Source organism: Sphingobacterium sp. DR205, from assembly GCF_011064245.1.
Lineage (GTDB): Bacteria > Bacteroidota > Bacteroidia > Sphingobacteriales > Sphingobacteriaceae > Sphingobacterium > Sphingobacterium athyrii.
In genome coordinates, this window is sequence record NZ_CP049333.1 from 3,075,515 (window position 1) to 3,087,562 (window position 12,048).

11 protein-coding genes are annotated in these 12,048 nt (G+C 42.2%); 5 read left to right on the top strand and 6 right to left on the bottom strand.

The features are described from left to right. Positions 1–68 precede the first annotated feature (68 nt). The 4 genes from G6053_RS12965 to G6053_RS12980 form a co-directional block, all read right to left on the bottom strand. Complete coding sequence (locus G6053_RS12965) at positions 69–713, bottom strand: hypothetical protein (protein ID WP_108631823.1); 645 nt, start codon at positions 711–713, stop codon at positions 69–71. Next, positions 714–1,220, bottom strand: a complete 507-nt coding sequence (locus tag G6053_RS12970; protein WP_108631822.1) for an S-ribosylhomocysteine lyase — start codon at positions 1,218–1,220, stop codon at positions 714–716. It abuts the gene before it with no gap. A gap of 108 nt (positions 1,221–1,328) precedes the next feature. Continuing rightward, positions 1,329–1,619: an antibiotic biosynthesis monooxygenase gene (locus G6053_RS12975; protein WP_104382017.1), complete on the bottom strand. Its 291-nt coding sequence runs from the start codon at positions 1,617–1,619 to the stop codon at positions 1,329–1,331. Between the two features lie 62 nt (positions 1,620–1,681). Next, positions 1,682–2,596: a LysR family transcriptional regulator gene (locus G6053_RS12980; RefSeq protein WP_108631821.1), complete on the bottom strand. Its 915-nt coding sequence runs from the start codon at positions 2,594–2,596 to the stop codon at positions 1,682–1,684. A gap of 76 nt (positions 2,597–2,672) precedes the next feature. Between G6053_RS12980 and hutH the strand changes: the two genes are divergently transcribed. Genes hutH through hutG form a run of 4 tightly spaced genes read left to right on the top strand, consistent with a single transcriptional unit; the run spans position 2,673 to position 8,505 of the window. Next, positions 2,673–4,235, top strand: a complete 1,563-nt coding sequence (gene hutH / locus G6053_RS12985) for a histidine ammonia-lyase (protein ID WP_108631820.1) — start codon at positions 2,673–2,675, stop codon at positions 4,233–4,235. 12 nt (positions 4,236–4,247) lie between these two features. After that, entirely contained in the window at positions 4,248–5,501 is a 1,254-nt protein-coding gene (gene hutI, locus G6053_RS12990) for an imidazolonepropionase (protein ID WP_241254992.1), read from the top strand. Continuing rightward, entirely contained in the window at positions 5,498–7,516 is a 2,019-nt protein-coding gene (locus G6053_RS12995) for a urocanate hydratase (protein ID WP_165306693.1), read from the top strand. Before hutI ends, G6053_RS12995 begins: the two co-directional genes overlap by 4 nt. Then, a complete protein-coding gene (gene hutG, locus G6053_RS13000) occupies positions 7,516–8,505 on the top strand; it encodes a formimidoylglutamase (RefSeq protein WP_165306694.1) in 990 nt (329 codons plus the stop codon). Before G6053_RS12995 ends, hutG begins: the two co-directional genes overlap by 1 nt. A 106-nt stretch (positions 8,506–8,611) precedes the next feature. Here the strand turns inward: hutG and G6053_RS13005 are convergent, their stop codons facing one another. Beyond that, complete coding sequence (locus G6053_RS13005; protein ID WP_121124667.1) at positions 8,612–8,893, bottom strand: GNAT family N-acetyltransferase; 282 nt, start codon at positions 8,891–8,893, stop codon at positions 8,612–8,614. A 200-nt stretch (positions 8,894–9,093) separates the two neighbouring features. Here G6053_RS13005 and G6053_RS13010 point away from each other — a divergent pair, with 200 nt between their 5' ends. Then, complete coding sequence (locus G6053_RS13010) at positions 9,094–10,539, top strand: exonuclease domain-containing protein (RefSeq protein ID WP_165306695.1); 1,446 nt, start codon at positions 9,094–9,096, stop codon at positions 10,537–10,539. Between the two features lie 747 nt (positions 10,540–11,286). Here the strand turns inward: G6053_RS13010 and G6053_RS13015 are convergent. Then, entirely contained in the window at positions 11,287–11,991 is a 705-nt protein-coding gene (locus G6053_RS13015) for a TIGR00730 family Rossman fold protein (RefSeq protein ID WP_165309629.1), read from the bottom strand. Positions 11,992–12,048: the final 57 nt, after the last annotated feature.

The following is a 12,048-nucleotide window of genomic DNA, read 5'->3' on the forward strand; positions in this document are numbered from 1 at the left end:
ATAGGGTGTGGAAGAGTAAAAAAAAAGACCTAAAGCAAGCGCTTTAAGTCTTTTCTGCGTATTCACTATTATGAAATACTAGGTATGCTTATTTTTTCTTTGTGGAGTCGGTCATTCACAAACTCATCCAATATTTTTCCCAATCGACCGGAAATTTCACCAAGAATGCTTTCCCAGTCTTTTACGGTACCATCACAGTTGTCAGAAACAATTTTGACACTGTGAAAAGAGAGATTTTTGAGAAAACAAAAATTTGCAAGTGCGTAAGCTTCCATATCAAAAGCCAAAGGATTCAGGTGCTTAATATCTTGATAGAATGCTGTATTTACATTGATAAAACGATCTGATGTCAATAGGGCGTCCGCATAATTAAACTCCGCCCCGGAAACAGATTCTATTGAACCCTGACCCTTTAATAAAAGCGTGTTTTCCAAAAAGAATCCATCAGTATAAGCGTCGCCTTGGGCATAGTAATTTGGATACAGTACGTGACCGATTGGGTGCCGTGTACATCCGACTGTGCCGACATTGAGTAGAACCGGGGTAATACCCAGTGCCTTGATCTCCTCATATAGCGTTGCCACAGATAAGAGTGCGTTCACTTTCCCAACACCTATTTCATAGATGATGGTCGATTTATTGTCGGTAGTAAAAGATAATTCATTTTTATTTGCTACCAGAATGATTGTTTCAATCTCTTTGTTAAGGATCATTTAGTTTTCTTCAATATAAGGGTATTCGAAAGCGAGTTCTCCTGCATTGATCAAATGTAAGAAATTGACGCAGGCTTGTTTTGAGGAATCGAAATCCATAAACGTGTAGTTTCCGCAACTGATCGGATTTTGAAAAGGTACCTCATAACCCGCTGTCAAAATCGTTTCGAGTACTTCTTTCATCAATTCGGCAACTGCTTGAGGGCTTCTGTCTGTGCCTGCTAAGACTACATAAAATCCCGTACAACAGCCCATTGGTCCAACATAGATCACTTCGTCACCTAAGATTGTCCTAATTTCGGTTGCAAAACAGTGCTCCAAAGTGTGCATCACCTCCGGAGACAACATACGTTCCGGAGAATTCGGTCTGATCATGCGGATATCGTATGTCGTGTAGCTTTCAATGTTGCTGTTATTGGTATTGGAAGCCTTGGCATATATCCCTTGTTTCAACTTGGTGTGGTCTACCGTGAAACTATTTACTTTTGCTTTTTCTTTTGTATACATCTTATTCTGTGCATTACTGTAAAGCTGTAGGCTTCACAGGGGTTAAAAGTTGAATTTAAAATTTCTACAAAGGTAGTAGATATTATTGAAAAAAGGTGGATAAAAAAGCTATTTTAACACTTCATAATGTTCTACGGTAGGGAACGGATCATAATAGTGATGCAATAGTTTTTCCCATTCTTTAAATAAGTCAGACTCTCTGAAGCCGACAGTGTGGTCTTCTAATGTTTCCCATTCAACCAATAGAATGTATTGATTATCCTTTTCTATGCATTTGCGGAGCGAATGTGTAATATACCCTTTGCTTGCGCTGATATACTGGCAGGCAGTTTTATAATCACGTTCGAAATTAGACTGTTGTCCCTCGATAATTTGTAGTACGGCTACTTCTAAAATCATAATTTGTTTTTTTAAATATATAGTCAAGTAAATATATCAAATATTTCCACGATAAAAAAAGTCTAAGTTTCAGCAATAATGGCTTCGGGGCTTTGGGAAGCGATAATATCCAAAACGAAAGGTATTCCGGGGTTACGGTTTTCGGCATTCCAGACCAGGGAAAGCGTCGTTCGTTGGGGCAAGCTGTCCAGTTCCAGGAAACAGACGTCAACCTGATAACCATTCTTTAAAGAAGCGGGAACGATGGCGACACCCAGTCCCTGAGCCACCATGTTAAATATTGTTAATGCGTTTACGGTACGCAAGGTAACTTTCGGTGTAAACTGATGATCCCGGAAAATACTCATGACCAGATCGTAATAGGAATGGCTGTAATTTTTCGAAAATAGGATAAACGATTCATTCTTTAGCGCGTACAGATTTGGTTTTTTCTGCATTAATAATGGATGGTTTTTTGGTAATACAAGGCTAAAATGTTCCGTATAGATAGGAAGGCTATGTAGTCCTATGGGCGTATCGGAAAGACGGACAAAGCCAAAATCAAGTTCCTTCTTTTGAATCAGGTCCAATTGTGTTTCATTGGCAAGTTCATGTAGGGATAGCTCAATATCCGGTTGTTTTTGTTTGAGGTTGATCAGTAATTGTGGTAATATTGTCTGTACTGCTGAGCCGATGAACCCCAGTTTTAGTGTGCTGATCCTGCCATTTGCCAAGCTCTGGAGCTGGGTCTCAATCTGATCTAAATGCCTAAACAATTCTTTCACTTCTTCAAAGAGATAATTGCCTGCTTCGGTCAGTGATACATGTCGTTTGTTCCGTTCCAATAGCGTTACACGGTAATTCTCCTCCAGCTGCTTGATCTGCCGGCTCAGCCCTGGCTGGGCGATAAATAGCCTTTCCGCAGCTTTTCTGAAATGCAGCTCTTCGGCTAATACTTTGAAGTAAAGAAGGTGTCTGAGTTCTGTCTGATAATTCATGGTTATCAATTGATGATAAAAATGGTATTTCTAATTATTAAATATAGCGGCTAAATTTGATAAAAGCTTAATAACGATGGAAAAATTTTTATACGGCAGTGGACATTTGACTTGCTCCATTGCTTTAGCAATAGCAAAAGGGGATATTAAGGGAGAGATCTCGGCAGAAGTGAAAGCAAATATCGATAGAAGTGCCGCTTATGTGCGGCAGATTGTCGAACGTGGGCAAGTTGTATATGGCATTAACACAGGTTTTGGTCCGCTCTGTACGACTTTAATTGACGCGGATCAAACGCAGTTATTGCAAGAAAATATTCTGAAGAGTCATGCTGTTGGAATGGGTGAACCTATCGCTAATGACCTGGCTAAAGTGATGTTGATATTGAAAGTTCATGCATTGGCAAAGGGTTTCTCCGGGGTACAGTACAGTACCATAGAACGTATTATCTGGCATATTGAACAGGATGTCGTTCCTGTTGTTCCCAAGCAGGGTTCCGTCGGCGCCTCGGGTGATCTGGCCCCGTTGTCCCATCTTTTTCTGCCTTTGATCGGCCTTGGCAAGGTTAGCATCAATGGGGAGATTTATGCAACGGAAGCAATTTTAGCGAAACATAATCTTGCACCAGTTCAATTGGGGGCTAAAGAGGGGCTGGCATTGATCAATGGGACACAATTTATGGCTGCGCATGGCGTCAAAGCCGTAAGTGAATTCAATAGGGTACTTCAAAATGCAGATATCATTGCTGCATTGATGATTGAAGGCTTAAATGGCTCGATAAAACCCTTCTTTTCCGAATTGCATGAGCTTCGCCCACATTCGGGGAACCGTTATGTGGCTTCAAATATCCATGCCTTACTTTACGGGTCGGCTATTTTAGAAAGTCATAAAGATTGTTCGCGCGTTCAGGATCCCTATTCTTTACGTTGTATCCCACAGGTGCATGGCGCTTCACGTAATGCCTGGCTTCATCTAAAGGATACGATCGAATTAGAAATCAATTCAGTAACGGACAACCCTGTTATTATAAACGATGAATTGACGATCAGTGGCGGTAGTTTCCATGGACAGTCCATTGCCTTGCCTTTGGATTATGCCACGCTGGCAGTTTCTGAAATAGGCAATATATCAGACCGCAGGGTTTATTTATCCTTAGAAGGGCAAACTAATGGGGTTCCGAAATTGTTGATGAAATCGACAGGACTCAATTCTGGTTTTATGATTCTCCAGTACAGTACAGCTGCCATTGCAAGTGAAAATAAAGGCTTATGTTTTCCTGCTAGCGCAGACAGTATACCGACATCGCTGGGGCAGGAAGATCATGTGAGTATGGGCTCTATCTCCGGTAGAAAGCTGCTTCAAGTCATAGATAATGTGGATAAAATCCTGAGCGTCGAACTATTATGTGCTGCACAGGCGAAGGATTATCATCACCCGCTGCAGTCCACTCCGGCATTGGAAGCCGTTCATGAACGCATACGCCAGTTTATTCCACATATTGAATCCGACCAGCCAATGGAAGCTTTGTTGAGCAGTGCATTGGAATTGGTCAAATCAGGCGAGCTGATTAGCTTACGCCGTCAAAGCAATCCACAGAAAGCCATAACGATGGAGCTGGTAGAACGTTTTGAAACATTTTAGCCTTACATGAAAATGGAAAAAGATTTAAAATTGATAGGTCCGTTCAGGCAATTATTGACAATGGACAATATTCCGTTGAAGGGCGCCGTAAAGGATGCGAAACTGCAGGTTATTGAGCAGGCGGGAATTTTGATCGAAGGTGAACTTGTTCAAGAGGTCGGTGACTTTGATTTTCTGTACCAAAAATGGCAGGATAAAGCAGTTCTTATTCGCCTTGAAGGTGATCAGGTTGCACTGCCCGGTTTTGTTGACTGTCATACTCATATCAGTTATGCGGGACAGCGGGCAAATGATTTCGCACTTCGAAATGCCGGTTCTTCGTATCTTGAAATTGCGGAAGCTGGTGGCGGAATTTGGAGCACTGTCACCCATACAAGGGCTTGCACAGAGGAGGATTTGACGGAGCTTACTGCTGACCGTGCTGCATTTTTATTGGCACAGGGGGTTACAACTATTGAAGTTAAAAGTGGTTATGGGCTTCAGATTGAAGAAGAACTTAAGATATTGCGTGCGATAAAAAAAGCAAATCAAGTGGCTGCGGCAGACTTGATTCCTACCTGCCTGGCAGCGCATATGCTGCCCAGGGACTATAAAGGGACGGCAAAAGATTATCTTGACCTCATGGAGGCAACACTCTTTCCGGAATTGAAAGCACAACAATTGTCCAATCGCGTGGATGCTTTTATCGAAAAGACAGCATTTGATGCGGAAACGATCAGGCCATATTTGCAACGGGCCAAAGAAATGGGCTTTGATCTGACGGTTCACGCGGATCAGTTTAGTACGTCCGGTAGTCAAGTTGCTGTGGAACTGGGAGCGCGATCCGCTGATCATTTAGAAGCATCCACAGCAGTTGAAATCAAGTTTTTGGCGCAATCTGATACAGTTGCTGTAGCATTGCCAGCCGCATCAATTGGCATTGGTTGTGCTTTCACTCCGGCACGAAAACTGCTGGATGCCGGCGCATGTCTGGCGATTGCGAGCGACTGGAACCCGGGTTCTGCACCAATCGGCCAATTGCTGACCAGCGCCTGCATATTAGCTACAATGGAAAAACTAAGCAATGCCGAGGTTTTATCAGCGTTGACTTTTCGCGCCGCACAGGCCCTGAATCTACATGACCGTGGTAAGCTAGTGAAGGGCATGCGTGCGGATTTTACTTTATTTCAGACCGATAATTATCAAAATATTACTTATTACCAGGGAAGTATGGAACCTTCGGCTGTATGGAAAAATGGTAAGGAAGTATTTTCAACTGAACGATGATGGACAATACATTTAGTCGAGTAGTTGCAGAGGGCATTCCCTCCCAGCTGCCACCCAAAATAGAACGTGACGCTATGGTAAGTCATGCACCACGGCGCAAGGACATTCTTTCGAAAAAAGAAGAAAAACTGGCCTTGAGGAATGCCCTTCGTTACTTTCCGAAATCATGGCATGCTGAACTGGCATCGGAGTTTTTGACAGAATTAAAGGAGTACGGCAGGATCTATATGTATCGTTTTAGACCAGACTATGCGATGCATGCGCGGCCAATAGATGCGTATCCGGCAAAAAGTAAACAGGCGGCGGCCATTATGCTGATGATTCAGAATAATTTGGATCCTGCGGTTGCCCAACATCCCCATGAACTGATTACCTATGGCGGTAATGGCGCTGTTTTTCAGAACTGGGCACAATATCGGCTTACAATGCATTATCTGTCTCAGATGACCGATGAACAGACCCTACACATGTACAGCGGGCATCCTATGGGATTATTTCCATCATCCGAACATGCTCCCCGCGTTGTGGTCAGTAATGGGATGATGATACCCAATTACTCCAAGCCGGATGACTGGGAGCGTTATAATGCGCTTGGTGTCACACAGTATGGACAGATGACAGCTGGTTCGTACATGTATATTGGGCCACAGGGAATTGTTCACGGGACCACGATTACTGTCATGAATGCTTTCCGTCGGCAGTTGCCTGCCGGAGAGTCCATTCAAGGAAAGGTATTTTTAACCTCAGGGTTGGGGGGAATGAGTGGTGCCCAACCGAAAGCAGGTAATATAGCAGGTTGTATAACTGTATGCGCGGAGGTTAACCCCGCGGCAGCTAAAAAACGACACGAGCAGGGATGGGTAGATGTGCTGGTTGAAAATATAGCCCAGTTGCTGAAGCAGGTTCGGGCAGCAATGATTCAAAAACAGACAATATCCTTTGCTTACATCGGTAATATCGTGGAAGTCTGGGAAGCGTTTGACCGTGAGCATATCTTTGTAACTGTCGGATCGGATCAGACTTCGCTTCACAATCCCTGGTCCGGCGGATATTATCCGATGGGATTATCTTTTGCCGAATCCAATGCGCTGATGGCTGCTGATCCTGATAAATTCAAACAATTTGTACAGGCAACATTGGTTCGCCATGTGGATGCGATCAATAAGCACGTCGCTAAAGGAACATATTTCTTTGACTATGGCAATGCATTTCTGCTGGAAAGTAGCCGTGCCGGAGCTGCCATATTGGACACCGAAGGGGATGGGTTCCGATATCCTTCTTATGTTCAGGATATTTTGGGGCCGATGTGCTTTGATTATGGTTTTGGACCATTTCGTTGGGTCTGTACCTCCGGTGAGGCCAATGATCTGGAAAAGACAGATCAGCTTGCGATGGATGTATTGACATCCCTTCAGGCCATTGCTCCAAGGGAGATCCAGCAACAAATGTTGGATAATATCCAATGGATCAAGGAGGCGGGCAAGAATAAATTGGTTGTTGGGTCGCAGGCACGTATTCTGTATGCGGATTCCAACGGGCGTATCGCGATTGCCAAAGCATTTAACGAAGCTGTCCGAAAAGGACACCTGGCAGGCCCGGTCGTTTTGGGACGTGACCATCATGACGTCAGCGGGACGGATTCCCCTTATCGGGAGACAAGCAACATCTACGACGGTAGCCAGTTTACAGCTGATATGGCTATCCATAATGTAATAGGTGATAGTTTTCGAGGTGCAACTTGGGTGTCTATCCATAATGGTGGCGGTGTTGGATGGGGCGAAGTTATCAACGGTGGGTTTGGGATGCTGCTTGACGGTTCGGCTGCTGCTGACGTTAAATTGGAGAAAATGTTATATTTTGATGTAAATAATGGTATTGCAAGGCGTGCGTGGGCCCGTAATAAGGAGGCAAATCAAGCCTTGGACAATGCAATGGCGAGCAATAGCATGCTGTTGGTTACCCGTGCGCAACTCGTAGACGATGATATTATCGATGAATTGTTTAATGAAGACTGATGAATCCTTTACTTAATCACAAAGACTTATATGTCCGTGGAGACCAGACCGTATGGAAGGGGCGGGTTGACGGCGAAGAAAGAGACTGGATGCGTTGGCATCAGTTGATGGACTGTATAGATTTGTCCGCTGACCCCAATATGAGTCAATCGCTGGTTTTTTTGGGATTTTGTAGTGATGAAGGTGTAGGTAGGAACCAAGGGCGGGTAGGTGCGAAGGATGGACCAAGCGCAATAAGGAATGTACTTGCAAATTTACCAGCTCATTTTTCATCTGAACTTAAACTTAAGGATGCTGGTGATATTCTGTTAATAGATAACGATTTGGAATCTTCGCAATCTGTTCTTGGAGATGCGCTATCGTCCATTCTTAAAGGCGGGGGATTCCCTCTTGTTTTGGGCGGGGGACATGAGGTAACCTACGGTCATTATCTTGGAGTCAAGCGCTTCTTGAACGACAGGAAATATCGGATCGGGATTATTAACATTGATGCACATCTGGATATGCGCGAAATTTCCGCAGGACAAGGAAATTCAGGGACTGGATTTTTTCAGATCGAAAGAGACCTCAGCAACCAGGGGCAATCATTTCACTACTTGGCCATTGGTATACAGCAAATCAGCAATACGAAAGGTCTTATTGCCTATGCAAAATCTAAGCAAACGCAGATTATAGAACGTAAGGATTTAGTCGCGGACAGACTGGCTGCGCTTCGGAGACAGATACGGGACTTTGCCCGTCAGGTGGACTATGTATACATGACCATTGATCTGGATGCATTTGCAGCGCCCTATGCGCCGGGTGTAAGTGCACTAGCCTTCAATGGTATCGTTCCTGATGAATTATTTTTCGATTTGTACAGTGCTATCATCGAACTGCCCAATTTGAAGTCGATGGATATTGCTGAATTAAACCCTTATTTTGATATCGATGCCCGCACGGCTAAATTAGGAGCAGATCTTATTTTTAAGTTTTTAGAACGGTTTTAAGCTATTATATCCGCAGAAAGGTTTCAGTGAAAGTCTGTCTAAATAATAAAAGCAGATTAGCTCTTTCAATGATAGGTTAACCTGCTTTTTATGTTTTCTCTTTGGACTAAAAAAGCACATCAGCTAATTCCGCCTCTTTGTCAAAGACAGATTTTGCATAAGGACATAGGGGAAGAATTTTGAGATGTTCTTTTCGGGCAAAAGCAACTGCGGCCATTAACATTTGCTTGCCTAATCCCTTACCTGTGTAGTTTTCGCTGACTTCAGTATGGTCAATGATAAACTTTGTTGGACCAGCCCAGGTGTATGTCATTTGCGCGACTGATTTTTCCTGATCTACTACCTCAAAACTGCCATGTTTTTCGTCGTTTTTATGTATTACTTCCATTGATTATGATTTAATGTGTTATCTAAAAGTAGCTACAAAATAAACAAATTCAAATCAACAACCTTCCTGTACTGTTGATTCTGTTGAATATTGCCGAAAATTGACCAAACGATCATAGGTTGGGGACTCCCTTCGTTAATAAACTTTAGAAAAAGTATGCTTCTACTAAAAATGTTAGTATATTTGTTTTGAGAATGACTATGAATCGAAGCAAAAAACAAGAATTTGCCATTGTGGATATTGAGACCACGGGCGGGAATGCAAAATCCAGTCGGATCACTGAAATTGCGATCGTTATACACGATGGTAATCGGGTACTGCATCGTTGGGAGACTTTGGTAAATCCGGGGATAGAAATTCCCAATTCTATTTTTGCGTTGACCGGCATCGACAATGACATGGTTAAAGATGCGCCAATGTTTGAGGATGTTGCTTCAGATATTCACGCTTTATTGAAAGATCGGGTTTTCGTTGCGCACAATGTCAATTTTGATTACTCCTTTATTCGTTTTCAACTGCAGGAGGCAGGAATAGAATGGTCTTCAATTAAATTATGTACAGTGCGTTATGCCCGTAAGATCAAGCCCGGGCTATTATCTTATAGTTTGGGCCGTTTGTGTGATTATCTGGATATACCGATTGAAAATCGGCATCGTGCAGGCGGTGACGCGGATGCGACAGCGATCCTTTTTGGGTATCTCCGCGCGTTGGATACAGCTCAGGTCCTTCAGGAAATGATCAAACATAAGGCTATTGATCAGCGTTTTCCACCACATTTAAATCTTAGGGAGTTTGAGCAGCTCCCGGATGCTCCCGGAGTATATTATTTTCACGATAGAAATGGAAAAGTAATCTATGTGGGAAAAGCCGTCAACATCAAGAAGCGGGTATCGTCACATTTTACAGGTAACAATATTCAGGCACAACGGCAAAATTTTTTAAAAGAGATCTATCACATCAGTTATGAACGCTGTGGAACGGAGCTTATGTCCCTGTTACTGGAATGCGCTGAAATTAAACGGCTTTGGCCTAAATATAATCGGGCACTCAAACGTTATGAGCCAAAATTTGCCTTATTTTCTTATGAGGACCAAAATGGTTACCTCCATTTGGCAATTGGTAAAATGAACCGCGTCCAGGACTGTATTCAGTTGTTTCAGCGGGAATATGATGCTATTCAGTTGTTGCAATCCTTTATGAAAGAAGGTGAAATTGATGCCCAGTTTTGTCATTTTGGCACTGCCAGTTTGTCAATTAAATCCGCAATTCGGGGTGAGTTGCCTGATCGTGAATTGCATAATACGCGGATAGAACGTTGTATAGATGAATGGTCGAAGCGGAGGCCTTCTTATGTATTTATAGATCAGGGTCGAAATGTCGAAGAAAAAAGCTGTATTGTTATTGAAAATGGACGATTTTATGGCATGGGTTATATCCATCAGTATGGTCAGTTTGCTTGCCTTGATGATATCAGAGCAGAGGTTAAGGTGTATCCTAGCAATCATTATATGTTGGAATTGGTACGACAGATGGCCGAAAGATATCCAAATAAGGTACATTTCATGAATAATAATCCTATGGGCCTTGTCGCAGCGGAACCTGTCAGTAACTATGACAAAATTACTTCTGATAGGCTCTTCCATTAGTCGGGATGGCATGCTATAATTTGCCAAACTGAACATTAGCAACACGCTTCGTCATAACAATCTCAGTAATTTGTTAAAAAAATGTGAAATAGAAGCCGACATTTTTTTTTGGTCTGATAGTTGAAATATTCCCTGTATAGAATAATAAAAAGACTTTTCATAATTTAGGTTAATAATTGGTTAGTTAAGACCTGGGGCTCCCAACCTCAGGTCTTCTTTTTTGTGTCTAGCAGCTAATTTTCTTTATTGTTCATACAGAATACAGCGGCCGTGGCTCTAGGCTGGACCCGATGATAAGTTAAAAAGTACTTTTTTAATGTTTTGTTGGATAATAGTAATTGTTTGTTTTTCAGTTTTTTGTGATTTGTCCCCCCCTTTGTCCCCCCTTGTTTTTTTCTCTATAGAGTTAATTTGTTCTATTTTAGCCTCAGCATACTGTAATGGCGGAATTAGCAAACAAATATGGGGCGTTTTCTAAAAGTAGCTACGGTATATCTTATCCATATCTTTATATATAAAAGGGCCTAGGCCCTTTTTTTGTCTCTTATTATTCATAATCTACAACAATAGATTATCCGTGGTATTTACCTTCGCTTAAGATCTTGTATCAAGATTTCGATATAGATGCCATTCTTTTGAGAGACAACACGGACCGACCAAAACTAGATTCACAATAGAGGAAAATTAAAATAAAAAGGAGCACCCGATTTTCGGGTGCTCCTTATTTTGATATAATATTTTGACTATTTAGAAGTTTGGTTTCAATAAATACTTGTCATAGAAACGGAAAATATGGTCGGCAGCTTCTTTCGCTGTATCGACAATGCGAAAAAGTTTCAAATCTTCCTCACTAATATATTTGTTTTGCAGCATGGTATTTTGCACCCAGTCTATTAAGCCTTTCCAATACTCTGAACCTACCAATACGATAGGGAAGCGCGCAATCTTACCTGTTTGAATCAAGGTAATCGCTTCAAAGAGTTCGTCCATTGTTCCAAAGCCCCCCGGCATAACGATATAACCTTGGGAGTATTTCATAAACATTACTTTTCGTACAAAAAAGTATTTGAACTCAAGCAATTTATCCCGATCAATATATTTGTTGTGAAACTGTTCAAATGGCAATTCAATATTCAGGCCCACGGATTTTCCGCCAGACTCATAGGCACCTTTATTCGCTGCTTCCATGATCCCCGGTCCACCTCCAGATATAATTCCATAACCGCGTTCAGTGAGTAGGGCAGCGATATCTACCGCCATCTGATAATATTTGTGTTCACGCGGTGTACGTGCCGAACCAAATATGGATACACAGGGGCCAATTTTAGCCAATTTTTCAAACCCGTCCACAAATTCTGACATGACTTTAAAAATCTGCCATGAATCTTTAACCTTAATTTCCTGCCATGTTTTGTTCTCAAAAGCGCGGATAATTTTATCTTCTTTTGTAATGTCCATATATAACGTTATACATTTAATTTCTAAAACCCATTTTTTTCAAAAAGGAAT